The following is a 26,246-nucleotide window of genomic DNA, read 5'->3' on the forward strand; positions in this document are numbered from 1 at the left end:
TAGAACAAGGCGAATTTAATTTGCACCTCGAATTAAATAGCGTTCGGTGCAAAACCCGACGAGTGCGCAGAAGAGATGAAAACCGCCGATCCAGAACTCATGCGTGCGATGAACCGCCTCAGCGTGCTGGATACGATCCGGCGTCGCGGCCCCATTTCCCGCGTCGAAATTTCCGAGCGCACCGAACTCTCGACGACCACCGTTTCGGCCATCACCGGTTCGCTGCTTGACGACGGGCTGATCCTGACCCGCCACGAGGGCGATATCCGCAACGAGGCCGTGCGAGGCCGGCCGCGCGTCATGCTGGAGGTCAATCCGGATGCCGCCCGCGTCGTCGGCGCCAAGATCGCCGCAAGTCGCATGGTCTTCGTCGTCACCAATTTTCGCGGCGACGTGCTCTCCCAACTCGCCCTGCCGATCCGTATCGACCGCCAGCCGATCGCTGTCATCGCCGATCTCGTCGAGGATGGCGTGCGCCGCTGCGTCGTCGATGCCGGCCTGTCGCTGGAGGATGTCGACAGCGTCTGCCTCGGCCTTCCGGGCGTCATCGAACACCGCACCGGACATATCCGCTCGAGCCCGATTTTTCGCGAGATCAACATCGATTTTGCGGCGGAAATGTCCACGCGCCTGTCGACGCCGACCATCGTCGAGAGTGACGCCCATGCCATCACGCTTGGTCATCACTGGTTCGGAAAGGCCCGCGATCTGGAGGACATGGTCCTGATCTCGCTTGAACAGACGCTGGGCCTCGGCGTGCTGCACGGCAACCGGCTTTTCCGCGGTGCCGGCGGCCTCAGCCACAACCTCGGTGATCTCGTGCTCGGCATGGGACCTCAGGGCATCGTGCGGCTTTCGAGCCAGGCGGGCGAGAGCGCCATCCTCGGCGAGCAGCAGACGGACGGGCGTTTTGCCGAAGCAGTAAGGCTCGGCCGCGGCATGACCCATGTCCAGGCGCTCATCCAGGCCGACGACGACCGGCTGATCGGCGCGGCCGTCCGCGCCGGCGAGGCCGTCGGGCTGACGATCGCCAACATCGTCACGCTGTTTGCGCCACCGCGCGTCATCCTCGTCGGCTCGTCGCTGGCGCTCGGCGAACCGTTCCTGAACAGCCTGCGCGATGCCTATGCGCTCGCCATTCCGCCGTCGCTGAAAGGCGTCAGCGAACTCGTCTTCGACGATTCGACGGATGATTTCTGGGCGCAGGGAGCGGCGGCCGTCGCGCTTTACGAACTTTACGAATCGCCCTGGAGCACCACCGGGCCGGCGCTCTGACGCGCCAGACATCAGCAATCATCGGGAGGAAACAATGGACAAAGTCGGTATCGGCATCATCGGATGCGGCAATATCTCTGGCGCCTATCTGAAGGCGATGACATCAGCCTTTCCGATCCTCGATATCCGCGGGCTGGGCGATCTCAACCGCGACCTGGCCGAGGCCAAAGCTTCCGAATTCAATCTCCAGGCCCGTACCGTCGATGAGCTGCTCGCCGATCCGAAGATCGAGATCATCGTCAACCTGACGATCCCCAAGGCGCATGTCACTGTTGCCCTGCAGGCGCTTGATGCGGGTAAACACACCTATTCGGAAAAACCTCTCGGGATTAATTTCGCGGAAGGGAAAAAATTGGCGGATGCCGCCAAGGCCAAGGGTCTGCGCATCGGCGCTGCGCCCGACACCTTCCTCGGCGGCGGCCACCAGACGGCCCGTGAACTGATCGACCAGGGCGTCATCGGCCTGCCCGTCGGCGGCACCGCGACCTTCATGTGCCCCGGCCACGAGCGCTGGCACCCGAACCCCGCCTTCTATTACGAAGTCGGCGGCGGCCCGATGCTCGATATGGGTCCCTATTACATTACCGATCTGGTCAACCTGCTCGGTCCCGTCTCGCAGGTCGCGGGTTTCGCGATCACGCCCCGCCAGGAACGCATCATCACCAGCGAACCGCGCAACGGCGAGCGTATTCCAGTGCATGTGCCGACCCATGTGGCGGGCGTCATGGCCTTTGCCAATGGCGCGGTGGTGCAGATCGGCATGAGTTTCGACGTCGCCGGCCACAAACATGTGCCGCTCGAAGTCTACGGCACCGAGGGCACTCTGATCGTGCCGGATCCGAACCGTTTCGAGGGACCTGTCGGTTATCTGAAGAAGGGTGGCCAATTCGAGGACCAGCCCACCACCTTGCCCTATGCGGACGGCAACTACCGCTCGATCGGCGTCGCCGACCTCGCTTATGCGATCCGCTCCAACCGCCCGCACCGGGCGAACGGCGATCTGGCGCTGCATGTGCTGGAGGTCATGGAAGCTTTTCATACGGCCTCCGCCGAAGGGCGCACGATCAGAATCACCACGGCGACGGAGCGGCCCGCTCCGCTGTCGGAATCGCTCGTTGACGGCCAGCTGGCGAAATAATTCTGGAGGACGACTAAAATGCGTGAAGCACTTATCGTATGGGGCGGCTGGAGCGGCCACGAACCGCAGGAATGCGCCGAGATCATCAAGGACATGCTGGAGGAAGACGGGTTCAAGGTCTATCTCGAACATTCGACCGAGGCCTTTGCCGACCCTTCGATCCATGATCTGAGCCTCATCGTGCCGATCATGACCATGTCGAAAATCGAGAAGGAAGAGGTGAAGAACCTCGCGGCAGCCGTTCAGAGCGGTGTCGGCATTGCCGGTTATCACGGCGGTGCGGGCGACGCTTTTCGCGAGTCGGTCGACTACCAGTTCATCATCGGCGGCCAGTGGGTCGCCCATCCCGGCAATATCATCGACTACACGGTGAATATCACGAGGCCGGACGACCCGCTGATGGAAGGGATTACCGATTTCCCCTACACGTCCGAGCAATATTACATGCATGTCGACCCCTCGAACGAGGTGCTGGCGACGACGACGTTTACCGGCGACCACGCCTACTGGATCGACGGCGTCGTCATGCCGGTGGTCTGGAAGCGGAAATACGGAGAGGGCCGCGTCTTCTATTCCTCACTCGGCCACCAGGCGAAGGAATTCGACGTGCCGCAGATGAAGACGATCTTCCGCCGGGGCGCGAACTGGGCGGCAAGGTGAGATTGGACTGAGACGGCGCCGCATCCGATCTCCCCCCTTGTGGGGGAGATGTCCGGCAGGACAGAGGGGGTGCTGCGGCATACTCTTCGCCAGTCGAGTTCGCGGCGCCGCCCCCTCTGTCACCTCTGGTGACATCTCCCTCACAAGGGGGGGAGATTGGGAGTGCGCCGCGCCATCACATCCGCTTCAGCGCCGCAAAGATCTCCGCAAAAACCGCATCCATCCGATAAAACACCGGCGGACAACCGATCGGCGACGGCACCGTCACCTCTTCCCCACCCGCATATTCTTTCCCGCTCCACACATGCACCCAGGTCACCCCCTCCGGCAGGTAGACGCTCCGCACCTCCCGCGCCGCATGCCAGACGGGCGCCACCAGCAGTTCCGAACCATAGAGATAGGCATCCTGGATAGCGTAGGTCTTCGGATCATGCTCGTGATGCAGGAAAAGCGGCCGCTGCACCGGCAGGCCCCGAGCGGCGGCCTCCGCTGACAGCGTCTTCAGATACGGCGCCAGATGCACGTAAATCCGCGTCATCCGCGCGAAATGCGCCAGCACCTCGGGGTCCTGGTCGATCTGGATATTGTCGCGCGGCCGGTTGCCCTCGTGGCTGCGCATGACCGGCGTGAAGGCCGCCATCTCGGCCCAGCGCATCAGGAGTTCCGGCGTGCGGACATTGCCGAACAGGCTCGTATAACCGCCGATATCGGAATGGTGATAGGCATTGCCGAGCAGGCCTGACGAGAGGGCAGCGCACATCACGGTGACGAGCCCGTCATGTCGGGAAAAATCCACCGACTGATCGCCGCCCCAGAGCAGCGGGCAATGTTTCTGCACGCCGGTAAAGCCGGCGCGCATGAAGAATAGCGCCTCGCCCGCCTTGCCGCGGCTGGCGATGGCTTTCGCGTTGACTTCGGCCCAGAGCGTCGGCCAGGCATTGTGCATCAGCTTGGCATCGATGCCGTTCGCAAGCTCGACATCGATCGGCAGGTATTCGCCGAAATCGGCCATCCAGCCGGTCAGCCCGAAATCGAGCATCCGCCGGCCGATGACTTCCTCGGCAAACCAGTCGGCCGCTTCCGGATTGGTAAAATCGACGACGCCGCAATCGAACTCGCCGAAATCGACGATTGCGGTTCGACCGAGCTGATCCTTGGCGAAATAGCCTGCAGCTTCAGCCTCCGGAAACAGCGAGCCATCGACGCAGAGATAGGGATTGACGTAACCGAGGAAGCGGATGCCCTCCTCGTTCAGTTCGGCGATCCGCTGGCGCAGGCCCGGATAACGCTCCTCGTTCGCCTGCCAGTCCCAGAACAGCCGCGATCCGAACGAAGTCTGGCGAAGGCCAACCCAATCCTCGCACCAGAGGCCCGATACCTGCACGCCGGCATTGCGCATCTTTTCCAGCCGCTCGAAGGAATTGACGCCGTCCTTGAGGCCGATGATCGCGCCTTTGTAGACCCAGTCCGGCAGCTCCGGCTGACGCCCGAACCGCAGCGACAACGCCTCGACCAGTTCGACGAAATTCGGCGCGGCAAACAGTTCGATCCGATCCGGCACCGCCCAGGCTTCGATCTCGTGAAAGGTCTTGCGCCGGAAATCGAAGACGGAATAGGCGGTCGTCTCCACATGCAGCGCATAGCACGCCGAGGAAATGTAGGTCGGCTGAGGGTAGTTGGTGTTGTAGTAGTCGCCGCCCGCCTTGTCCTTCAGGTCGGACTTGAAGGTGATCTCGCTCGTCTTGTCGCGGCCGACGCCGGGCTCCGAGGTCCAGAGCGGAAACCGGCGGCCGCGCATGTCGAAATACGACATCTGCTCGCCGCCCCCCCAGACATGCTCGTCATTCTCTGCATGGATGCGGATCCAGAAGCGGTTGATCGTCTCGTCCAATGAGCGGAAATGCACGGCGGTTTCGGAAACCGTCAGCTCCAGCCGCGGCGACCGGCCCTCCGCCTCGGAAAGGCTGATCGTGTTGCCGTCGACCTCCGCGTGGCGCAGCGCGCTGCGCTCGACGATGTAATCCTCGACCTCGAAATTGCCGCGGTACATGTCCATCCGCTCCTGCCCCTGGCCGACGAATATGCATGGCGCGGCAGCGCTGTGTCGCAGGATGCTGCGGCCGTTCAGCGAAATGGAAAACCCGTCTTGTGTTGTCTCGAATTTCATCGTGTCGGTACTCGATTGTTGTCTACCGCAGCCGCGATACGTAGCGCGCCACGGAATGGTCGAACCATGTGCGGGAAACCTCGGCCAGCGCTCCGTCCTGTGCCAGGCTCGTCCGAAGCACGTGGGGGATCGGCGAGCCCGGCTTCTGGCCGAAAACAGGCGGCGCCCAGTCGGGCACGGTGTCGAGATCGATCTTGTCTTCCGCCCTAACGATCCACAGGCCGAGCTTGGTGCGATAGTAGAGATAGAGGGATTCCGACAGCTCTTCCGGCGCAATCGCCGCCACATAGGAGCCGTCGAGCCAGATCTCTTCGAGCGCCGCGACTTTGCCAGACAGTCTGCGGATACGGCGAATCCGATGTCCTTCCGGCGAAAAGCCGAACCTCGGCAGGCCCTTGGGTTTGTCGAGCCGCATCACGTCGAGCAATTCCGCGGTCGGCAGGCCGCCGCCCTGGATGAGTTCCAAGCGGAACATCGCATAAACGCTCTTCGGATCGCTGATCGCCCGGACGTAGTTGCCTGATCCCTGCACCCGCTCCAGGAGCCCGCGGTTCTGCAGTTCCGCCAGCGCCTTGCGCAAGGTGCCGACAGCAATGCCGAGCTGCACCGCCATGTCGCGCTCGGGGGCCAGCTTTTCGCCATCGACAAGCCGGCCGGCGGCGATGTCGCGAACCAGCAGTTCGGCGATTTGCAGATAGATCGGCAGGCTGCCCGGATAACTGTCCATAAGCCGTTTCCCCCTCCCCGGGAATGACGCACTCAAATTGATACACCATTGATTTACACAAACGCGGATGATATTCAAGGGTCAGGAGTTGAGGAGAATCTGATGACTGTCGTGCCCATAACATCGCCGGATCTCGATGCCGCCGAGGTATCCTGGTTCGCCGCCCTGTGCTCAGACGACTACGCCTATCTCGGCGTGCCAGATGACGCGCTGAAGTCTAGCTGGGAACATTGCTCCGACATCGTCAGGCGCACTGAGGCGCTCGGCTTTCGCAACATCCTCTGCCCGTCTTCCTATCAGGTCGGTCAGGACACGCTGAGCTTCGTCGCCGCCTGCTCGCAGGTGACCGACAGGATCAATCTGCTGGCGGCCATCCGCTGCGGCGAGATGCAGCCGATCATGCTTGCCCGCACCGTCGCGACGCTCGACCACATGCTGAAGGGCCGGCTGACGCTCAACGTCATCAGCTCCGATTTTCCCGGCGAAGTCGCCGACAGCGCCTTCCGTTACCGCCGCAGCCACGAGGTCGTGCAGATCCTTCGCCAGGCCTGGACGCGCGACACGATCGATCATCAGGGCGAGGTCTACAATTTCAGGGGCGTCACCACCGAGCCGGCGAGGCCCTACCAGCAGAACGGCGGCCCGCTCCTCTATTTCGGCGGCTATTCGCCGGACGCACTGGAGCTCTGCGGCGCCCAATGCGACGTCTACCTCATGTGGCCGGAAACCAGGGACCAGTTGGCCGAGCGCATGAAGGCGGTCCACGCCCGCGCCGCCGCCCATGGCCGCACGCTCGACTACGGCCTTCGCGTCCACATGATCGTCCGCGACACCGAGAAGGAGGCCCGCGACTACGCGGAACACCTCGTCTCCAGGCTGGATGACGAATACGGCCAGCTGATCCGCAGCCGCGCCCATGACAGCACCTCGCTCGGCGTCTCGCACCAGGCGAAGGCCCGCGAACTCGCCGACAAGTTCGGCTACGTGGAACCGCATCTCTGGACCGGCATCGGCCGGGCTCGCTCCGGCTGCGGCGCGGCACTTGTCGGCTCCGCCGACCAGGTGCTTTCGGAAATCGAGGCCTACCAGAAGATGGGCATCCGGGCTTTCATCTTTTCGGGCTATCCGCATCTCGACGAGGCGGAACATTTCGGTCAGAAGGTCTTGCCCGAGCTCAAGACCTGTTCGCTGCCGCATGCCTATGGTCGCGTGCCGGCCGAGACACCCGCAACGCCGCTCGGCAACGGGAGACGACACTGATGACCCCTCATCACCTGGATCGCATTCAACTTTCGCCCGATCTCCAGCTTAGCCGCCTCGTTTACGGCATGTGGCGGATCGGCGACGATGCCGACACCTCGCCGAAACATGTCCAGGCGAAGATCGAAGCCTGCCTGGCGCAGGGCATCACCACCATGGACCAGGCCGACATCTATGGCGGCTACACGGCGGAAGCGATTTTCGGCGCAGCGCTGAAGGCCTCGCCTTCGCTGCGTGACAAAATCGAGATCGTCACCAAATGCGGCATCGTCGCGCCGGCCGCCCGCCATTCCGGCGTCCGCGGCAAGCACTACGATACCAGTGCAGCCCATATCACCGCGTCGGTCGAGGCCTCGCTGCGCGATATGGCGACGGACCATATCGACCTGCTGCTGATCCACCGGCCCGACCCGTTCATGGATCCGGACGAGACAGGCCCGGCGCTCGACGCGCTGGTCGTATCCGGCAAGGTGCGCGCCGTCGGCGTTTCCAATTTCCGTCCCTGGGATTTCTCCCTGCTGCAATCCTCCATGGAGGCCGAGCTCGTCACCAACCAGATCGAGATCAGCCTTGTTGCGGCAGGCGCCTTTACCAATGGCGACCTCGCCTATCTGCAGGAACGCGGCATCGCGCCGATGGCCTGGTCGCCGCTCGGCGGTGGCTCGCTGTTCAAGAATGAGAGCCTGATGTCGGTCCTGGACCGGATCGCCGCCGAACAGGGCGTCGATGCGACGGCCGTCGCGGTCGCTTGGCTGCTGGCCCATCCCGCCGCCATCCTGCCGGTGCTCGGCACCAACAATCTCGCCCGTATCGCCACGATCGCCGACGCCGCGAAGGTGACGATCGATCGCCAGACCTGGTTCGAACTCTACACAGCCGCAATCGGAAAGCAGGTGCCATGATGATCACTGCCGACACCGCAAGCACGCTTAGCGAACAGATCTTTATTCCGGACGCATCGACCGCGCGGCATTATCGCAACGCGCTCGGAGCCTTCACGACCGGCGTGACTGTGGTGACGGCAACGACCCCGAATGGCCCGATCGGCATGACCGTCAACAGCTTCACCTCGGTGTCGCTCGATCCGCCGCTGGTTCTCTGGTCGCCGGCCAAGAGCTCGTCGCGCCACGCGGCTTTTACGGCCGCCAGCCATTTCGCAATCCATGTGCTCAGCGCGGACCAGGATTTGCTCAGCGCCCGGTTCACGCGCGGCGGCCTGGGGTTCGAGGAGCTGTTCTGGAACCAGAACCACGAAGGCGTGCCGGTCATCCCCGGCACGCTGGCGCGCTTCGAATGCGAACTCTCCTCGATGCACGATGCCGGCGACCATACGCTGATCCTCGGCCGCGTGCTGCGCGCAGCCCACCGCGAGGGCGATCCGCTGTGTTTCTCCCGCGGCACATTCGGCCGTTTTGCCAGCGCCACCAGCCAGTAGACAATAAAATCCCCCACCGGAAATATTGACCCGCAGGCGCGGTTGGGCCAAGTCAGTTTTGCGACAAACCAGCCAGGACCGACAGGGCAACCCATGACAATCATCAGACCGGATATCAGCGCCCGCGCCGCGGCAGCGCCCCGCAGCGGCATTGGCGAAATCGTCACCTATGCCCGAGGTCGCGAAAACCTGATGCCGCTCTGGATCGGCGAAGGCGACCTGCCGACGCCCGATTTCATCACCCGCGCCGCCAGCGAAGCTTTGCTCGCCGGAGAAACCTTCTACACCTGGACACAAGGCATTCCGGCGCTGCGCGAAGCGATCGTGCGTTATTACCAGCGGCACTATGGGCGGGACTTGTCGGTCGACAACATCTACGTCACCGGCTCCGGCATGCAGTCGATCGTGCTCGCCATCCAGACGGTCGCCTCCGCCGGCAACGAAATCGTCTATCTTTCGCCCGCCTGGCCGAATGTCGTCAACGCCATCGGCGTTTCGGAAGCCAAACCGGTCACCGTCGAACTCGGCTTTACCGACGGTCGCTGGGTGCTCGATATCGAGCGGCTGAAGGCAGCAATCACCCCGAAGACCAGCGCGATCTTTATCAACTCGCCGTCCAACCCGACCGGCTGGACCGCCACCCACGACGATCTCAAGGCGATCCTCGATCTTGCCCGCAAGCATGGCCTGTGGATCATCGCCGACGAGATCTACGGCCTCTATTATTTCGAAGGCGCCCGCGCGCCGTCTTTCATGGATGTCATGGAGCCGGAAGACCGGATCATCTTTGCCAATTCCTTCTCGAAGAACTGGTGCATGACCGGCTGGCGGGTCGGCTGGATGGTGGCACCGGCGGAAATCGGCCAGACGCTGACCAACCTCATCCAGTATTCGACCTCGGGCGTCGCCCAGTTCATGCAGAAGGGAGCGATCGCCGCTCTCGAAGAGGGCGACGATTTCATCCGCACCAATATCGAGCGGGCGCGAAAATCCCGCGACATCCTCTGCGACGCGCTGATCGCCACCAACCGGGTGGAAACGCTGAAGCCCGAGGGCGCCCTCTACGCCTTCCTGAAGATCGACGGCGTTACCGACAGCCGCGAGGAGGCGTTCAGGATCGTCGACAAGACGGGCGTCGGATTGGCACCGGGAACCGCCTTCGGTCCGGGCGGACAGGGTTTCATGCGCGCCTGTTTCCTGCGCGATCCGCTGCAGGTCGAGGACGCCGCCAACCGGCTCAGCGATTATATCCGCGGCCGGTGATACCGGTTGCAACTCGCCAAGAACTGACCTTCGGCCGCGCGAGATCCCCCCGCGCAGTTTCCTGCCGTGGCTTTTCAAAGATCGGAGAGCCCACACGAATGCGGAACCTCAATAGAGTTTAGTAGGTGGCTCCGCATTCGCGTGGCCTTCGGCGTCTTTTCGGGACTTCCGGCCCCTACAGGTGATCACCTGGCCTCGCTGCGTGGCTTCGTTCGCGGCTTCCCTTCGGGAAACCTTGCCACTTGCACGGCTCAACCGAACCCGGCCCGGTGGCCAGGGGGAGGCTTGATAGGAAGGCTTGCCTTTCAGCCCACCCTCCATGGCTTTCACCTCCCTGACCTTTCCTGCACGTTACAGGTCCAACCAGGGCGCCGGCCTCCGCCTGCCCGCGAACGTCTCGCGAAACACTCCGGCGACGGAGGCGGGGCAATTGTAGGCACGGGTTTCAGGGGTGGGGACAATCGCAGCGGGATTTTTTTGCGGGCGTGCCGTGTGACGCCCGCCCGATCCGTCGCGTGTATGAACTTCAGAAATCCGCTTCAGTCCCCGAAATCCTCGGCGGCGGCAGAACGCCCGCCGGCAATGATCTCACGTTTGCCGACATGGTTGGCCGGGCCGACCAGACCTTCCTGTTCCATACGCTCCACCAAAGAGGCGGCGCGGTTGTAACCGACAGAAAGGCGGCGCTGGATATAGGAGGTCGAGCACTTGCGGTCCTTCATGACCACCTTGACGGCCTTGTCGTAAAGCTCGTCGCTGTCGTCTCCGCCCATCGCGCTCTTGTCGAACACGGCTTCCTGGTTCGAAACGTCCTCGTCTTCCTCGTCGTCTTCGTCCTCGGTGACCGTGCCGAGATAGTCAGGCCGGCCTTGAGTCTTGAGGTGGCGAACCACCAGTTCCACCTCGGCATCCGAGACGAACGGCCCGTGGACGCGGGAAATCCGTCCGCCGCCGGCCATATGCAGCATGTCGCCCTGGCCGAGCAGATGTTCGGCACCCTGCTCGCCGAGAATGGTGCGGCTGTCGATCTTGGAGGTGACCTGGAAGGAAATGCGGGTCGGGAAATTCGCCTTGATCGTGCCGGTGATGACATCGACCGAAGGACGCTGGGTCGCCATGATCAGGTGGATGCCGGCGGCGCGAGCCATTTGCGCCAGCCGCTGGATCGCACCTTCGATATCCTTGCCGGCGACCATCATGAGGTCGGCCATCTCGTCGACGATGACGACGATGTAGGGCATCGGCGAGAGATCCATCTCCTGCTCTTCGTAGAGGATCTCGCCTGTCTGCCGGTCGAAGCCCGCCTGGACGCTGACGGTGATCACCTCGCCTTTTTCGCGGGCACCAGCGGCGCGCTGATTGTAGCCGTCGATATTGCGCACACCGAGACGCGACATCTTCCTGTAGCGATCCTCCATCTCGCGGACCGCCCATTTCAGCGCCAGCACGGCCTTCTTGGGATCGGTGACGACCGGGGTCAGCAGGTGCGGAATGCCGTCATAGACGGAGAGCTCCAGCATCTTCGGGTCGATCATGATCAGCCGGCATTCCTCCGGCCGCAGCCGGTAGAGAAGCGACAGGATCATGGTGTTGATGGCGACCGACTTGCCGGAACCGGTGGTGCCGGCGACGAGCAGATGCGGCATCTTGGCGAGCTCGGCGATAACCGGTTCGCCGCCGATCGTCTTGCCGAGGCAGAGAGCCAGCCGATGCTTGGTCTCCCAATAGTCTTCGCATTCGATGAGCTCGCGGAAATACACGGTTTCGCGGGTCGCGTTCGGCAGTTCGATGCCGATGACGTTGCGGCCGGGCACCACGGCGACGCGGGCAGACAGCGCCGACATCGAACGGGCGATATCGTCCGCAAGGCCGATGACGCGCGAGGATTTGACGCCCGGCGCCGGTTCGAATTCATAGAGCGTCACGACCGGACCCGGACGCACGTCGATGATCTCGCCGCGGATGCCGAAATCCTCGAGAATGCTCTCGAGCAGGCCGGCGCTCTGCTGCAGCGCATCCGGCTGCATCGCCTGGCCGCGCTCGCCTTGCGGCTCCTGCAAGAGCGAGATCGGCGGGAATTCGTATTCCGCTTCTGCCGGCCGGACGGTCCGAGGACGTGCGATTTCAGGCTGAACGGGAGCCGGTTGGATGGCGACGGATTCGACGGCCACGAACGGCGCGGGTACGGGTACCTGCACGACAGGCGCAGGCGCAAACACGGGTTCGACGACGACCGGTGCCTTGGCTTTCGCCACACGCTGCGGAGCAACCCGGACGGGCGCGACGGGCTCGGGCGCCTTGACCGGCTCCGGTCTCGGCGACGTCGCGACGACCACGGTTCTCGCCGCCGTCCTGCGCGGCACTTCGCGATAGAGATCGGTAACGGGCGCGCCCGGGTGGACCACCACGACCGGCAGGACTTCCGGCTCGACCGACGGGGCTTCGGCCTCGATGACATTAGGCCCTTCGAGTTCGAAGGGCATGGCATCCCAGAAGGCGAAATCGGAGATCGCGATATCCTGGCGCGGCACTGCGATCGGCGCTGCCTCCGCAAGCCGCTCGGGCTGTGCGACGGCGACGGCTGGCATTTCCGGCACATGGTAACGCATCGTCGCCGCAAGCTGCTGCAGGCCCGCGATCTGTTCGATCGGCGCTGCGAACGCCTCTCCGGCGACCTGCGAATCATCCGTAGCCGGGGTCAGGAACGCTTCGGACGGGATGATGTCGATCTGCTCGGCAGCCGGCACTTCGGCCTGCTCCGCAGGAGCCTGTCCGACATTCGCCTTGCGGGCCAGCGCGCTTTCGGGCGTGCGGGTGAACCGCACGTTCGGGGCCAGCCGGAAGGCCGCCTGCCAGGGCGCCTGCTCGATCGCCGACTGGTTGAGATCAGCCAGATTCTGGCGGCGAAGACCCGGCTGCGCCGGATCGACAGCGTCGTCTTCGGCGTTGGAAAGGTCAGAACTCTGAGGATGATTATTGCGTGAGAACTGCATGACAACCAGACGAGATACGGGAAGGGCACATTCTCACAGGAAATAGAAAATAAAGGTTAACTGGTCCTTTCCAAGCGGCGAATGATGTCATGAAATGATCGGAGTGCCTGCGACCCTTGCCAAGATTGTTGCACTGCGTCATCACTATAGGAATGCCGGCACCCGATCTCACCATTCTGGTTATCGACGAAAATGCCATCCGCGCTTCCATCATCGAGGAAGGGCTGCGGGAGGCTGGGCATAGCAAAGTCACCATCATCCACGAGGTTCAGGGCGTCGCGCGCATCATCGAAACGTTGAAGCCGGACGTCATCGTCATCGATATCGAGAACCCCAATCGCGACATGATGGAGCATCTGTTCCAGTTGACCCGCACCGTCAGCCGGCCGATCGCCATGTTCGTCGACCGTTCCGATACGGCCTTGATCGAAGCGGCGATGGACGCGGGCGTCTCGGCCTATGTGGTCGACGGGCTGAAGAAGGAGCGCGTCAAGGCGATCCTCGACATGGCGGTCAGCCGCTTCAACGCCTTCAGCCGGCTCCAGCGGGAACTCGCCGAGGCGAAATCGGCGCTCGAGGAGCGCAAGGTGATCGAGCGGGCCAAGGGCATCCTGATGAAGATGCGCGGCCTGTCGGAAGAAGACGCGTTTGCGCTGCTGCGCCAGACGGCAATGAACGAAAAGAAGAAGATGTCGGACATCGCTCAAAGCGTGGTCACGGCAGCGGGCCTGTTGATGTGATGGTTCCGAGCACCGAAATGTCCGGGAGAAAGCCGGAGTGAACATGATGATGAAGACCGACCGATCCGGAAGCAACCTCTCCGCGCCTGCCCGTTCGAACGGCGAGGGGCCGAAGGTCCTGCGCGCCGGGTTCATCCCGCTGGTCGACGCGTCCGTGCTGATCGCCGCCGCCGAATTCGGCTTTGCCGCGAAGGAGGGACTGACCCTCGATCTCGTCAAGGACGTGTCCTGGGCCAATGTCCGCGACCGCCTCGCCTTCCGCCAGTTCGACGTCGCCCACATGCTGTCGCCGATGCCGGTCGCCTCCATGCTGGGGCTCGGTTCCAACCCCTCGCCCACCGTCACGCCGTTTTCGCTCGGCCGCGGCGGCAATGCGATCACTCTTTCGACGCGGCTTTTCGAGCGCATGCGCGAGGTGGGCGGGATATCGGAAACCGCAGGCGCCCTGGAGAACGCAAAGGCGCTCGCCAGCGTGCTCGAAGCGATGAGGGAACGCGGCGAAGCACTGCCGATGTTCGGCGTGACCTATCCCTTCTCCTCCCATAATTACGAATTCCGCTACTGGCTTGCCGCCGGCGGAATAGACCCGGACAGGGACGTAAAACTCGTCGTCGTGCCCCCGCCGATGACCTCCGACGCACTGGCAGCCGGCGCCATCGACGGCTTCTGTGTCGGCGCGCCGTGGAACATGGTCGCATCCGAACGCGGGGTCGGCCGGATTGTCGCCGCCAAGCAGGATATCTGGCCCTCGGCACCGGAAAAAGTGCTCGCCATGCGGCCGGAATGGGCGGAAAGCCATCCCGAAACCGTCTCCCGTCTCATCGTCGCGCTCGATGCCGCGGCCCGCTGGTGCGACAGGGCCGAAAACCACGACGCGCTCGCCGAAGTGCTCGCGGGACCCCGTTTCATCGCAGCGCCGGTCGATATCATCCGCCACGTCCTCTCGGGTGCGTTCAACCTGGATGCCAAGGGCAATCGCCGCGTCATCGCCGACTATTTCACCTTCCACCGCGGATTTGCCAACTATCCGCGGCCGAGCCATGCACTGTGGCTCTACAGCCAGATGATCCGCTGGGGTCAGATCGAATTCAGCGAACAAGGCCTGCGGTCCGCGGCTGAGGCCTATCGCCCCGATCTCTACCGGGCCGCGCTTGGCATCGGCCCGACGGAACCGGACGTCGGCATCGAAGGGGACCGAAGCGGTGACCGCTTCATGGACGGCCATGTGTTCGACCCCTCGAACATGATGGATTACGTCCGGGATTTCGCCGTCCGAAGCTCTCCCGCTGCCCGTTCCGACCGTCAGGACGTCTGAAATTCCGGCAAGCGCTGCACAGCATTTGGCGCCCTCAGTTTGGCAATCGCACAAAAATATTGCAGCGCGATAAGCTGATGACAATTTAAGCCAAAACTTTCAGAACCGAAATTCTGTTGTTTTTCAGCGATCTAGCAGGTCGATCGAAAACTGGCACGACCTTTGCTTATTAGAAACTGCTCCCGTCAATGGCGACTGGAGCAGATAGGCGCGTGATAAGCGCTTCCAAAGACATCGACGTCGCAAGGTTTTTGCTGCCCGGAACTCATCCCAGTTCCCAGGCGCGCGATCTCCGAGCGGCGTTTTTTTTGTGCCTAATTCCTAAGAACCAGCAGAGGGAACCTGCGCATGACCAAGATTTTGACGACCGGCATCACCCGTCGCAGCCTGATCAAGACCACCGCCACCGCCGCCCTAGTCGGCGCCGTCAAGACCGCATTCCCGTCCGGCGCCTTCGCAGCCGCGGCCGGCCCGGAAGTCAAGGGCATCAAGCTCGGCTACATCGCCCTCACCGACGCCGCGCCGCTGATCATCGCCAAGGAAAAGGGTCTTTTCGAAAAATATGGCATGCCGGACGTCGATGTCGCCAAACAGGCCTCCTGGGGTGCGACCCGCGACAACCTCGTGCTCGGCGGTGCCGCGAACGGCATCGACGGCGCCCATATCCTCTCGCCACTTCCCTACCTGATGCACACCGGCAAGGTGACCCAGAACAACAAGCCCGTACCGATGGCGATCCTCGCCCGCCTCAACCTCGACAGCCAGGGCATTTCTGTCGCCAAGGAATATGCCGAAACCGGCGTGCAGCTCGACGCATCCAAGCTGAAGACGGCGTTCGAGAAGAAGAAGGCCGAAGGCAAGGAAATCAAAGCGGCGATGACCTTCCCGGGCGGCACCCATGATCTCTGGATCCGCTACTGGCTCGCCGCCGGCGGCATCGACCCCAACAAGGACGTCTCGACCATCGTCGTGCCGCCGCCGCAGATGGTGGCAAACATGAAGGTCGGCAACATGGACGTCTTCTGTGTGGGCGAACCCTGGAACGAACAGCTCGTCAACCAGGGCATCGGCTTCACGGCGGCCACCACCGGCGAACTCTGGAAGGGCCATCCGGAAAAGGCGCTGGGCCTGCGCGCCGACTGGATCGAGAAGAACCCGAACGCCGCCAAGGCCCTGCTGATGGCCGTCATGGAAGCCCAGCAATGGGCAGACAGCATGGCCAACAAGGAAGAGATGGCCGACATCCTCGGGCGTCGCCAGTGGTTCAACGTGCCGTCGAAGGACGTCCTTGGCCGTTTGAAGGGCGACATCAACTACGGCAACGGCCGCGACGTGAAGGGCACCAGCCTGTTCATGAAATTCTGGAAGGACAATGCGTCCTTCCCGTTCAAGAGCCATGACGCCTGGTTCATGGCAGAGAACATCCGCTGGGGTTACCTGCCGGCCAATACCGACATCAAGGCGCTGGTCAACCAGGTGAACCGCGAGGACATCTGGCGCGCCGCCGCCAAGGATCTCGGGGTCGCGGCAGCAGACATCCCGGCTTCTTCTTCGCGTGGCAAGGAGACCTTCTTCGACGGCAAGGTCTTCGATCCGGAAAACCCCTCGGCCTATCTCGACAGCCTTTCGATCAAGGCGGCGTCCTGATTTCCCCACCTCCGGCGCGTGGACGCACGCGCCGGCCTTTTCCCTTTCTAAGGAGCGCGCCGATGTCCGCCCTGGCAAAAAAAGAAAATGTACCCGCAGTCGCTACCGCAAAGCCGGCAGCCAATATCGTCCCCTTTTCCGGCAAGCCCGTATCGAGGATCGATTTCAGGCAGATCGGCATGACGGTGCTCCGCAACGTGGTGCCGCCGGTCGTCGTGCTGGCGCTGATCCTGCTTGTCTGGCAGGTCCTCTGTTCGGCGCCGGATGCCTCGCTCCCCTCGCCGCATGTGGTCTGGACCGAGGCCTATGACCTGATCGCCTATCCGTTCTTCGTCTACGGTTCGCAGGATATAGGGCTCGGCTGGCGGGTACTGGTCTCGCTGCAGCGCGTCGCCTACGGGTTTGGCCTCGCCGCCGTGACCGGGGTCATCGTCGGTGCGATCATCGGACAATCGATCTGGGCGATGCGCGGTCTCGACCCGATCTTCCAGGTATTGCGCACCGTGCCGCCGCTCGCCTGGCTGCCGCTGTCGCTCGCAGCCTTCCAGGATTCGAGCCCCTCTGCGATCTTCGTGATCTTCATCACCTCGATCTGGCCGGTCATCATCAACACCGCCGTCGGGGTGCGCAACATCCCGCAGGACTACCGCAACGTCGCGCAGGTGCTGCGGCTGAACCAGATCGAATTCTTCTTCAAGATCATGCTGCCGTCGGCCGCGCCGTACATCTTCACGGGCCTGAGGATCGGCGTCGGCCTCTCCTGGCTCGCCATCGTCGCAGCCGAGATGCTCACCGGCGGCGTCGGCATCGGCTTCTTCATCTGGGATGCGTGGAACTCGTCGCGCCTGCCCGACATCATCGTCGCGCTCGCCTATATCGGCATTGTCGGTTTCGCCCTCGACAAGCTGGTTTCCGCGCTCGGCAAGATCATCACCCGCGGCGCTTCGGCAAACTGAGGAGCGGACCATGAACGCCTATCTCAAGCTCGACCATATCGACAAGCATTTCGACCGCGGCGGCAATCGCGCCGAGGTTCTGAAGGACATCAACCTGACGATCTCCAAGGCGGAATTCGTCTCGATCATCGGCCATTCCGGCTGCGGCAAGTCCACGCTGCTTAACCTCATTGCCGGGCTGACGCCCGTCTCGGCGGGCGCTGTGCTGCTCGAAAACCGTGAGGTCAACGCACCGGGTCCGGAACGCGCCGTCGTTTTCCAGAACCATTCGCTGCTGCCCTGGCTGACGGTCTACGAAAACGTCAACCTGGCCGTCTCCAAAGTCTTTGGCCGCACCAAGACCAAGGCGCAGCGGCATGACTGGGTCATGGAAAACCTGGACCTGGTCCAGATGGCCCATGCCAAGGACAAGCGCCCGGCGGAAATCTCCGGTGGCATGAAGCAGCGTGTCGGCATTGCCCGGGCTCTGTCCATGGAACCGAAAATCCTGCTGCTTGACGAGCCCTTCGGCGCCCTCGACGCCCTGACGCGCGCCCATCTGCAGGATGCGGTCATGGAGATCCACAGCCGTCTCGGCAACACGATGGTGATGATTACCCACGATGTCGACGAGGCCGTGCTGCTGTCCGACCGTATCGTGATGATGACCAACGGCCCGGCCGCCAAGATCGGCGAAGTGCTCGACGTGCCGATCCCGCGCCCGCGCAACCGCATCGAGCTCGCCTCCGACCGGACATATCTCAAGTGCCGCGAGGCGGTGCTGAAATTCCTCTACGAACGCCACCGCTTCGTCGAAGCCGCGGAGTAAGAACCATGACAGAAAAACTCGTTATCATCGGCAATGGCATGGCGCCGGGGCGCATGCTGGAACACCTCTTCGAACAGGCGCCTGGCCGCTACGAAGTGACGATCTTCAACGCCGAACCGCGCGTCAACTACGACCGCATCATGCTCTCGCCGGTTCTCTCCGGCGAAAAGAGCTTCGAGCAGATCGTCATCCATGGCGACGGCTGGTACATCGACCACGGCATCACGCTCTACAAGGGCCACAAGATCGTCGCGATCGACCGTGCCGCCAAGACCGTCACCTCCGATCATGGCGTCACCGAAAGCTATGACAAGCTGGTGATCGCCACCGGCTCCGTGCCCTTCATCATCCCCGTACCGGGCAAGGACCTGCCGGGCGTCATCACCTATCGCGACCTTGACGACGTCCAGGCCATGCTGCTCGCCGCCCAGTCGCGCGAAAAGGCAGTGGTCATCGGCGGCGGCCTGCTCGGCCTTGAAGCAGCCGCCGGCCTTGCCCAGCGCGGCATGGATGTGACGGTGCTCCATGTTATGCCGACGCTGATGGAGCGCCAGCTCGATCCGGCCGCCGGCTACCTCCTGCAGAAGGCCGTCGAGGAACGCGGCATCAAGGTGATCTGCAAGGCCAATACCAAGGCGATCATCGGCAATGGCAAGGTCGAGGGCGTCGAACTCGACAACGGCACGATCATTCCGGCGACGCTGGTGGTCATGGCCGTCGGCATCCGCCCGAGCGCCGGGCTTGCCAAGGAAGCAGGCCTCGCGGTCAACCGCGGCATCGTCGTCGATGCCGGCATGCAGACTTCGGACGGCGACATCTATTCCATCGGCGAATGCGCCGAAGTCGGCGGCATGGTCTATGGCCTTGTCGCGCCGCTCTACGAGATGGCCCGCGTCGCCGCGTCCCACCTGGCCGGCGACACAAAACCGGCCTTCGTGCATTCCGACACGCCGACCAAGCTCAAGGTCACCGGCATCGACCTCTATTCGCTCGGCGACTTCGCCGATGGTGACGACCGGCAGGAAATCGTGCTTCGCGACGCCACCGCCGGCATCTACAAGCGCCTCGTCCTGAAGGACAACCGCATCATCGGCACGGTTCTTTACGGCGAGACCTCCGACGGCGCCTGGTTCAACGACCTGAAGAAGAAGGCGACCGATATCTCGGAGATGCGCGACACGCTGATCTTCGGCCAGGCTTACCAGGGAGGGTCCCCGCTGGACCCTATGGCGGCCGTTGCAGCCTTGCCGGATGATGCGGAAATCTGCGGCTGCAACGGCGTCTGCAAGGGCAAGATCACCTCGACCATCACCGCGAAGGGCCTGACATCGCTCGACGACGTGCGTGCCCACACCAAGGCTTCCGCCTCCTGCGGCACCTGCACCGGCCTCGTCGAACAGCTGATGGCGATCACGCTTGGTGACGCCTACAATCCGAAGGCCGTGCAGCCGATGTGCACCTGCACCGAGTTCGGCCATGACGACGTCCGCCGCCTGATCAAGGCGAAGGGCCTGAAGACCATCCCGGCGGTCATGCAGGAACTCGAATGGAAAACCTCCTGCGGCTGCGCCAAGTGCCGCCCGGCGCTCAACTACAACCTCGTCTGCGACTGGCCGGATGAATATGCCGACGACTACCAGTCGCGTTACATCAACGAACGCGTCCACGCCAACATCCAGAAGGACGGCACCTATTCCGTCGTGCCGCGGATGTGGGGCGGCGTCACCAATTCGCAGGAATTGAGGGCGATCGCCGACGTGGTCGACAAGTTCGAGATCCCGATGGTGAAGGTCACCGGCGGCCAGCGCATCGACCTTCTCGGCATCGAGAAGGAAGACCTGCCCGCCGTCTGGGCCGATCTCGGCAAGGCCGGCTTCATCTCCGGCCAGGCCTATGCCAAGGGCCTGCGCACCGTGAAGACCTGCGTCGGCTCCGATTGGTGCCGTTTCGGCACGCAGGATTCAACCGGCCTCGGCATCCGCATCGAGAAATTCATGTGGGGCTCCTGGACACCGGCGAAGCTGAAGATGGCCGTCTCCGGGTGTCCGCGAAACTGCGCCGAAGCGACCTGCAAGGACATCGGCGTCATCTGCGTCGATTCCGGCTTCGAGATCCATTTCGCCGGCGCTGCGGGCCTCGACATCAAGGGCACGGAAGTGCTCGGGCTGGTGAAGACCGAGGACGAGGCGCTCGAATACATCGTCGCCCTCACCCAGATGTATCGCGAACAGGGCCGCTATCTCGAGCGCATCTACAAATGGGCAAAGCGCATCGGTCTCGACGAGATCCGCCGCCAGATCATGACCGATACGGAGAAGCGCCAGGCCTATTACGAGCGCTTCGTCTTCTCCCAGAAATTCGCGCAGGTCGATCCCTGGTCGGAGCGCGTCTCCGGCAAGGACAAACACGAGTTCCGGCCGATGGCGACGGTCGGTTATTCGCATGCAGCCGAATGAGGAGATGGACATGAACTGGATCGCAATCGGCAAGCTGACCGACATTCCGCTCCGCGGCGCGCGCTGCGTGAAGACGCCCCAAGGCAAGATCGGTGTGTTCCGCACCGCCGCCAACGAGGTCTTCGCCATCGAGGACCACTGCCCCCACAAAGGCGGGCCGCTCAGCCAGGGCATCGTCCACGGCACCTCGGTGACGTGCCCGCTCCACAACTGGGTGATCTCGCTCGAAACCGGCAAGGCGCTCGGCGCCGACGAAGGTTCGGTCCGGACCATCCGGCTCGAACTGCGCGGCGAAGACATCTTCATGGCACTCGAAGAACAGCTGGCCGCTGCCGAATAAACGGGGCGGCCATTTCAAACGACTAAGCTCTAGGGAGACGAGAAAAAAATGTCCTATGTGACACCCGCGGAATTCGTGACGAAGATGATCGACGCCGGCGAGGCGAAGATCTTCATGTCCACGCGCGACACCCTGATCCGGGCTTTCATGGCGGGCGCCATTCTTGCGCTTTCCGCCGCCTTCGCCGTGACCATCACGGTGCAGACCGGCAACGCGCTTGCCGGCGCGGTCCTCTTCCCGGTCGGCTTCTGCCTCCTCTATCTGATGGGCTTCGATCTCCTGACGGGCGTCTTCACGCTTGCGCCTCTCGCCCTGATCGACAAGCGGCCGGGAGCGACCGCCGGCGGCGTGCTGCGGAACTGGACACTCGTCTTCATCGGCAATTTCGCCGGCGCCTTCCTCGTTGCGGTGATGATGGCGATCATCTTCACCTTCGGCTTCAGCGAGGCGCCGAACGAGGTTGGCCAGAGGATCGGCCACATCGGCGAAGGCCGCACGCTCGGATATGCCTCTCATGGCGCAGCGGGCATGCTGACGCTCTTCATCCGCGGCGTTCTCTGCAACTGGATGGTTTCGACGGGTGTCGTCGCCGCGATGATGTCGACCTCCGTATCCGGCAAGGTCATCGGCATGTGGATGCCGATCATGCTCTTCTTCTACATGGGCTTCGAACATTCCATCGTGAACATGTTCCTGTTCCCGTCGGGCCTGCTGCTCGGCGGCAAGTTCTCGATCATGGACTATCTGATCTGGAACGAGATCCCGACCGTCATCGGCAATCTTGTCGGCGGTCTCACCTTCGTCGGTCTGACGCTCTACTCGACCCATGGCCGAAAGAGCGGCAAGCAGAGAGTTCCGGCTGGCCGTATCGTCAATCCTGCCGTCGTTCCGGCGGAGTGAACCGATGGGGGCGGGCCTTCTGGAAACGGAAATGCAGGCGGGTGGAACCACCACCAGGACGACCTGCCCCTATTGCGGCGTCGGCTGCGGCGTGATCGCCACAGTGGCGGACTCTGGCGCCGTGACGGTCAAGGGCGATCCCGAGCATCCGGCCAATTTCGGCCGGCTCTGCTCGAAGGGCTCAGCGCTCGCCGAAACCATCGATCTCGACGGACGCGTGCTCTTGCCCGAAATCGGGGGGCGGCAGGCGGATTGGGACGAGGCGCTCGATCTCGTCGCCCAGAAATTCTCGCAAACCATTGCCGAACACGGGCCGGATTCGGTCGCCTTCTACGTCTCCGGCCAGTTGCTGACCGAGGATTACTATGTCGCCAACAAGCTGATGAAGGGGTTCATCGGTTCGGGCAATATCGATACGAATTCAAGACTTTGCATGTCGTCCTCCGTCGCCGGCCACCGCCGCGCCTTCGGATCAGACACCGTTCCCGGCACCTACGAGGACATCGAGCTCGCCGATCTGGTGATCCTGACCGGCTCCAACCTCGCCTGGTGCCATCCGGTGATCTACCAGCGACTGGCTGCGGCCAAGACCGCGCGGCCGGGCATGAAGATCGTCGTCATCGATCCGCGCCGGACGATGACCTGCGACATCGCCGACCTGCATCTAGGCATCCGGCCGGATGGCGACGTGGCGCTGTTCATGGGCCTGCTCGCCCATCTCGCACAAGGCCCGACGATCGACCAGAACTATATCGCCGCACATACGCAAGGGTTTGGCGAAGCTTTCACGGCGGCGGCAGCACTTTCGTTCAGCGAGCTCATGGAGCGCACCGGCCTTCCCGCCATGCAGCTCCGCGAATTCTTCCGCCTGTTCGAGACGACCGAGAAGGTGGTCACCTGCTACAGCCAGGGCGTCAACCAGTCGTCGTCGGGCACCGACAAGGTCAACGCCATCATCAACTGTCACCTCGCGACCGGCCGCATCGGCCGGCTGGGTATGGGTCCGTTTTCGCTGACCGGCCAGCCGAACGCCATGGGCGGCCGGGAGGTCGGCGGGCTCGCCAACATGCTCGCTGCCCATATGGCGATCGAAAGCGCCGAGGATCGCGACCGGGTGCAGCGCTTCTGGGCCTCTCCGCGGATCGCCGAAAAGCCGGGCCTGAAGGCCGTCGACATGTTCCGCGCCGTCGCCGAAGGGCGGATCAAGGCGCTGTGGGTCATGGCCACCAATCCGGTCGTTTCGATGCCGGATGCCGATGCGGTCGAGGCCGCCATCAAGGCTTGTCCTTTCGTGGTGGTCTCCGACATTCTTCGAGACACCGACACCGCCCGCCACGCGCATGTTCTGCTGCCCTCGCTCGGCTGGGGGGAAAAGGACGGCACGGTCACCAATTCCGAGCGCCGCATCTCCCGCCAGCGCTGGTTTCTGTCCGCGCCCGGCGAGGCCAGGGCCGATTGGTGGCAGATGGCAGAGGTCGGCCGGCGGATGGGCTTTGCCGGTTTCGACTATCAAACACCCGCCGATATTTTTGCCGAGCATGCGGCGCTTTCGGCCTTCGAGAATGAGGGCAGTCGGGATTTCGATATCGGAGCGTGTGTTGAAATCGGCAAAGAGGGATACGACGCACTCGGGCCCTTTCAGTGGCCCGCTGCGCAGGAAAATCCTGCCCTCCCGAGGGATGGCGACAAACGCTTCTTCGCGGATGGCGGCTTCTTCCATCCGGATCGCAAGGCACGTTTCATCCCCGTCCAGGCTCCGGCCACCGACCGCACCGACGAAAAATACCCGCTGACGCTGAACACCGGCCGCGTCCGCGACCATTGGCACACGATGACGCGGACAGCCAAAAGTGCCAGGCTTTCCGGCCATATCGCAGAGCCTTTCGCTGAACTCCATCCGCGCGATGCGATGGAACTCGGCATTCGCGGCGCCGGCCTGGTCGAACTCGAAAGCCCGCATGGCAAGGCCATCGTCCGGGCGCTGGTGACCGAACGCCAGGCCCGCGGAAACATCTTCGTGCCGATGCACTGGAACGACCAGTTCGCCGCAAAGGCGCGCATCGATGCGCTGGTCGCACCCGTCACCGACCCCTTTTCCGGCCAGCCGGCGTCGAAGAACGTCGCGATCGCCGCCCGGCCATTCGCCGCTTGCGTCTACGGCTTTGCGGTTTCCGCCTCCAAGCCTTTGAACCCACAGGCAGATTACTGGGCGCTCGCCAAGGCCGAGACCGGCTGGCGGATCGAACTCGCGTTCGCTGACCCGGTCGAGGATTGGGTAACGTGGTGCCGGGGAACATTCGGCATTCCGGCCGGGATCGAGCCGCTGGGTTATGCCGACCGTCAATCCGGCGATCTGCGCCTCGCTTTCTTCGACGGCGGAAAGCTGCTTGCCGCCCTTTTCCTCGCGAACGAGCCGGTCGCCGTCGCACGCAACTGGGCGATCGGCCAACTTGCCGTGGAACACGCCGACCTGCGCAAACGCTTCGCCATCGTCGCCGGGCGCCCCGGGGCCGACCAGCCGGATCCCGGCGCCACCGTCTGCTCCTGCTTTTCGGTCGGCGTCAACCGGATCATCGGCGCCGTGCGAGGCGGCTGTCACAGCGTCGAGGCGGTCGGGAAAGCAACCAATGCCGGCACCAATTGCGGCTCCTGCCGCGCTGAAATCAGGGGGATCATCGATGGATGTCTTGCAGCCGCCGCGGAATGAAATGCCCGCCCGCATGGCGCCACTCGCCAAACTTCCGGTCTTCTGGGCGCTCGAGGGCCGCCGCGTCGTCGTCGCCGGCGGCTCGGATGCCGCTGCCTGGAAGGCCGAGCTTCTCGCTGCCTGCGGAGCGCAGGTGCATGTCTATGCGCAGCAGCTTTCCGAGACATTCGGGAAGCTGATCGGACGCGGCGCGGAACATCCGAAGGGCGAGTTCATCCATCACCCGCAGGCGTGGAACACTTCGATTTTCGAAGGCGCCGCGATTGCGATCGGGGATTGCGAAGATGAGGACGAGGCGCGAGCCTTCTTCGAGGCCGCCCGCGCGGCCGGCGTGCCGGTCAACGTCATCGACAAACCCGCCTTCTGCCAGTTCCAGTTCGGTTCGATCGTCAACCGCTCGCCGGTCGTCGTTTCCATTTCAACCGATGGCGCGGCGCCGATCCTGGCGCAGGCGATCCGCCGTCGTATCGAGACCCTGCTGCCGGCCTCGTTGAAAAATTGGGCGGAACTCGCCCAGTCGCTCAGGGAAAAGATCAACGACCGCCTGACGCCCGGCCCGCAGCGAAGAGCCTTCTGGGAACGTTTCGTGGACCGCGCCTTCGGCAGCGAACCGGGATCGGGCAGCGAAGCCGATATTCTCGCCGACGCCGGCCGCGTCGCATCCTCGGCCCAGAAGGGCCGTGTCACCCTTGTCGGCGCCGGCCCCGGCGATGCCGAACTTCTGACGCTGAAGGCAGTGCGCGCCCTGCAGGCGGCCGACGTCATCCTGTTCGACGATCTCGTCTCCGACGAGGTGCTGGAACTTGCGCGCCGCGAGGCGAAACGGATGCTGGTGGGAAAACGCGGTGGCCGGGTAAGCTGCCGCCAGGAAGACATCAACGACATGCTGGTGAAGTTCGCCAAGGCCGGCAAGCGCGTCGTCCGCCTGAAGTCCGGCGACCCGATGGTCTTTGGCCGCGCCGGCGAGGAAATCGCCTGCCTGGAGCGGGCAGGCATCCCCGTCGATGTCGTGCCGGGCATCACTTCGGCAAGCGCCATGGCCTCGCGGCTCGGCGTGTCGCTGACCCATCGCGACCATGCCCAGGGCGTCCGTTTCGTCACCGGTCATTCGCGCAAAGGCGTGCTGCCCGACAATCTGGACTGGAAAAGCCTCGCGGACCCGCGAACCACGACCATCTATTACATGGCAGGGCGCACGGCGGGCGAGATCGTCAGCAAGCTGACGGACGCCGGCATGACGCACGACATGCCGGTCGTGATCGTCAGCGCAGTGACGCGGCCGAACGAGCGGCGCTGGGCCGGACGGCTGAGCGAAATGGCCGCGGCCATGGCGGAGATCGGCATCGACGAACCCGTGCTGATCGGCATCGGCCACGTATTTCGCAAGGCTGATTTTGCCAACTCCGCGCAGTGGAGCGACCAGACCGCGGCAAGCGCCTGACAAAAAGGGGCGGTAAAA

20 protein-coding genes are annotated in these 26,246 nt (G+C 63.3%); 17 read left to right on the forward strand and 3 right to left on the reverse strand.

Annotated elements, in window-relative coordinates; genetic code table 11:
• The first annotated feature begins 75 nt into the window (after positions 1 to 75).
• From GQ59_RS04440 to GQ59_RS04450, 3 genes are read left to right on the forward strand one after another with little or no spacing between them, the layout of a single operon-like run.
• On the forward strand, positions 76 to 1,275 hold the full coding sequence (locus GQ59_RS04440; RefSeq protein ID WP_037077844.1) for an ROK family transcriptional regulator: 1,200 nt from the start codon (positions 76 to 78) through the stop codon (positions 1,273 to 1,275).
• Between the two features lie 34 nt (positions 1,276 to 1,309).
• A complete protein-coding gene (locus GQ59_RS04445; RefSeq protein WP_037077847.1) occupies positions 1,310 to 2,413 on the forward strand; it encodes a Gfo/Idh/MocA family protein in 1,104 nt (367 codons plus the stop codon).
• Positions 2,414 to 2,431: 18 nt separating this feature from the next.
• The gene (locus GQ59_RS04450; RefSeq protein WP_037077850.1) at positions 2,432 to 3,073 is read left to right on the forward strand and encodes a ThuA domain-containing protein; all 642 of its coding nucleotides are present in this window, start codon (positions 2,432 to 2,434) and stop codon (positions 3,071 to 3,073) included.
• Between the two features lie 175 nt (positions 3,074 to 3,248).
• On the opposite strand, the gene GQ59_RS04455 is transcribed toward GQ59_RS04450, so the two are convergent.
• The gene (locus tag GQ59_RS04455) at positions 3,249 to 5,297 is read right to left on the reverse strand and encodes an alpha-glucosidase (protein WP_084683007.1); all 2,049 of its coding nucleotides are present in this window, start codon (positions 5,295 to 5,297) and stop codon (positions 3,249 to 3,251) included.
• On the reverse strand, positions 5,263 to 5,967 hold the full coding sequence (locus GQ59_RS04460; RefSeq protein ID WP_037077855.1) for a GntR family transcriptional regulator: 705 nt from the start codon (positions 5,965 to 5,967) through the stop codon (positions 5,263 to 5,265). Before GQ59_RS04460 ends, GQ59_RS04455 begins: the two co-directional genes overlap by 35 nt.
• A gap of 102 nt (positions 5,968 to 6,069) precedes the next feature.
• Between GQ59_RS04460 and GQ59_RS04465 the strand changes: the two genes are divergently transcribed.
• From GQ59_RS04465 to GQ59_RS04480, 4 genes are all read left to right on the forward strand, one after another.
• Positions 6,070 to 7,227 (forward strand): LLM class flavin-dependent oxidoreductase, encoded by a 1,158-nt coding sequence (locus tag GQ59_RS04465; protein ID WP_037077858.1) that lies wholly within the window; start codon positions 6,070 to 6,072, stop codon positions 7,225 to 7,227.
• A gap of 14 nt (positions 7,228 to 7,241) precedes the next feature.
• Entirely contained in the window at positions 7,242 to 8,129 is an 888-nt protein-coding gene (locus tag GQ59_RS04470; protein ID WP_037078219.1) for an aldo/keto reductase, read from the forward strand.
• Positions 8,126 to 8,662, forward strand: a complete 537-nt coding sequence (smoA, locus tag GQ59_RS04475; RefSeq protein WP_373426817.1) for an NADH-dependent FMN reductase SmoA — start codon at positions 8,126 to 8,128, stop codon at positions 8,660 to 8,662. Before GQ59_RS04470 ends, smoA begins: the two co-directional genes overlap by 4 nt.
• Before the next feature lie 93 nt (positions 8,663 to 8,755).
• On the forward strand, positions 8,756 to 9,925 hold the full coding sequence (locus tag GQ59_RS04480) for a pyridoxal phosphate-dependent aminotransferase (protein WP_037077860.1): 1,170 nt from the start codon (positions 8,756 to 8,758) through the stop codon (positions 9,923 to 9,925).
• 539 nt (positions 9,926 to 10,464) lie between these two features.
• Here the strand turns inward: GQ59_RS04480 and GQ59_RS04485 are convergent.
• Positions 10,465 to 12,918, reverse strand: coding sequence for a DNA translocase FtsK (locus GQ59_RS04485; RefSeq protein WP_037077862.1), 2,454 nt, complete (start codon positions 12,916 to 12,918; stop codon positions 10,465 to 10,467).
• Between the two features lie 152 nt (positions 12,919 to 13,070).
• Here GQ59_RS04485 and GQ59_RS04490 point away from each other — a divergent pair, with 152 nt between their 5' ends.
• The 10 genes from GQ59_RS04490 to cysG all read left to right on the forward strand — a co-directional run bounded on the left by GQ59_RS04490 (position 13,071) and on the right by cysG (position 26,228).
• Positions 13,071 to 13,658 (forward strand): ANTAR domain-containing response regulator, encoded by a 588-nt coding sequence (locus GQ59_RS04490; protein WP_037077864.1) that lies wholly within the window; start codon positions 13,071 to 13,073, stop codon positions 13,656 to 13,658.
• A 37-nt stretch (positions 13,659 to 13,695) separates the two neighbouring features.
• Positions 13,696 to 14,973 (forward strand): CmpA/NrtA family ABC transporter substrate-binding protein, encoded by a 1,278-nt coding sequence (locus tag GQ59_RS04495; protein ID WP_174459603.1) that lies wholly within the window; start codon positions 13,696 to 13,698, stop codon positions 14,971 to 14,973.
• Positions 14,974 to 15,321: 348 nt separating this feature from the next.
• Positions 15,322 to 16,620 (forward strand): CmpA/NrtA family ABC transporter substrate-binding protein, encoded by a 1,299-nt coding sequence (locus GQ59_RS04500; RefSeq protein WP_037077868.1) that lies wholly within the window; start codon positions 15,322 to 15,324, stop codon positions 16,618 to 16,620.
• 62 nt (positions 16,621 to 16,682) lie between these two features.
• Entirely contained in the window at positions 16,683 to 17,576 is an 894-nt protein-coding gene (ntrB, locus tag GQ59_RS04505) for a nitrate ABC transporter permease (RefSeq protein ID WP_037077870.1), read from the forward strand.
• 10 nt (positions 17,577 to 17,586) lie between these two features.
• Positions 17,587 to 18,384, forward strand: coding sequence for an ABC transporter ATP-binding protein (locus GQ59_RS04510; protein WP_007757702.1), 798 nt, complete (start codon positions 17,587 to 17,589; stop codon positions 18,382 to 18,384).
• 5 nt (positions 18,385 to 18,389) lie between these two features.
• Positions 18,390 to 20,840, forward strand: a complete 2,451-nt coding sequence (gene nirB / locus GQ59_RS04515) for a nitrite reductase large subunit NirB (RefSeq protein WP_037077873.1) — start codon at positions 18,390 to 18,392, stop codon at positions 20,838 to 20,840.
• 4 nt (positions 20,841 to 20,844) lie between these two features.
• Complete coding sequence (nirD, locus tag GQ59_RS04520) at positions 20,845 to 21,180, forward strand: nitrite reductase small subunit NirD (RefSeq protein WP_152564228.1); 336 nt, start codon at positions 20,845 to 20,847, stop codon at positions 21,178 to 21,180.
• 48 nt (positions 21,181 to 21,228) lie between these two features.
• On the forward strand, positions 21,229 to 22,080 hold the full coding sequence (locus GQ59_RS04525; protein WP_037077876.1) for a formate/nitrite transporter family protein: 852 nt from the start codon (positions 21,229 to 21,231) through the stop codon (positions 22,078 to 22,080).
• Positions 22,081 to 22,111: 31 nt separating this feature from the next.
• Positions 22,112 to 24,787, forward strand: coding sequence for a nitrate reductase (locus tag GQ59_RS04530; RefSeq protein WP_037078224.1), 2,676 nt, complete (start codon positions 22,112 to 22,114; stop codon positions 24,785 to 24,787).
• Positions 24,759 to 26,228, forward strand: a complete 1,470-nt coding sequence (gene cysG, locus GQ59_RS04535; protein WP_037077879.1) for a siroheme synthase CysG — start codon at positions 24,759 to 24,761, stop codon at positions 26,226 to 26,228. Before GQ59_RS04530 ends, cysG begins: the two co-directional genes overlap by 29 nt.
• Positions 26,229 to 26,246 lie beyond the last annotated feature (18 nt).

It is taken from the genome of Neorhizobium vignae (genome assembly GCF_000732195.1).
GTDB classification, from domain to species: domain Bacteria; phylum Pseudomonadota; class Alphaproteobacteria; order Rhizobiales; family Rhizobiaceae; genus Neorhizobium; species Neorhizobium vignae.

Bases quoted from the DNA above. Each gene is read 5' to 3' on its own strand.
- GQ59_RS04500 (WP_037077868.1), top strand. From the start codon at position 15,322: ATGACCAAGATTTTGACGACCGGCATCACCCGTCGCAGCCTGATCAAG.
- GQ59_RS04445 (WP_037077847.1), top strand. From the start codon at position 1,310: ATGGACAAAGTCGGTATCGGCATCATCGGATGCGGCAATATCTCTGGC.
- nirB (WP_037077873.1), top strand. From the start codon at position 18,390: ATGACAGAAAAACTCGTTATCATCGGCAATGGCATGGCGCCGGGGCGC.
- ntrB (WP_037077870.1), top strand. From the start codon at position 16,683: ATGTCCGCCCTGGCAAAAAAAGAAAATGTACCCGCAGTCGCTACCGCA.
- smoA (WP_373426817.1), top strand. From the start codon at position 8,126: ATGATGATCACTGCCGACACCGCAAGCACGCTTAGCGAACAGATCTTT.
- GQ59_RS04525 (WP_037077876.1), top strand. From the start codon at position 21,229: ATGTCCTATGTGACACCCGCGGAATTCGTGACGAAGATGATCGACGCC.
- GQ59_RS04510 (WP_007757702.1), top strand. From the start codon at position 17,587: ATGAACGCCTATCTCAAGCTCGACCATATCGACAAGCATTTCGACCGC.
- nirD (WP_152564228.1), top strand. From the start codon at position 20,845: ATGGACATGAACTGGATCGCAATCGGCAAGCTGACCGACATTCCGCTC.
- GQ59_RS04480 (WP_037077860.1), top strand. From the start codon at position 8,756: ATGACAATCATCAGACCGGATATCAGCGCCCGCGCCGCGGCAGCGCCC.
- cysG (WP_037077879.1), top strand. From the start codon at position 24,759: ATGGATGTCTTGCAGCCGCCGCGGAATGAAATGCCCGCCCGCATGGCG.
- GQ59_RS04450 (WP_037077850.1), top strand. From the start codon at position 2,432: ATGCGTGAAGCACTTATCGTATGGGGCGGCTGGAGCGGCCACGAACCG.
- GQ59_RS04485 (WP_037077862.1), bottom strand. From the start codon at position 12,918: ATGCAGTTCTCACGCAATAATCATCCTCAGAGTTCTGACCTTTCCAAC.
- GQ59_RS04530 (WP_037078224.1), top strand. From the start codon at position 22,112: ATGCAGGCGGGTGGAACCACCACCAGGACGACCTGCCCCTATTGCGGC.
- GQ59_RS04440 (WP_037077844.1), top strand. From the start codon at position 76: ATGAAAACCGCCGATCCAGAACTCATGCGTGCGATGAACCGCCTCAGC.
- GQ59_RS04460 (WP_037077855.1), bottom strand. From the start codon at position 5,967: ATGGACAGTTATCCGGGCAGCCTGCCGATCTATCTGCAAATCGCCGAA.
- GQ59_RS04490 (WP_037077864.1), top strand. From the start codon at position 13,071: ATGCCGGCACCCGATCTCACCATTCTGGTTATCGACGAAAATGCCATC.
- GQ59_RS04465 (WP_037077858.1), top strand. From the start codon at position 6,070: ATGACTGTCGTGCCCATAACATCGCCGGATCTCGATGCCGCCGAGGTA.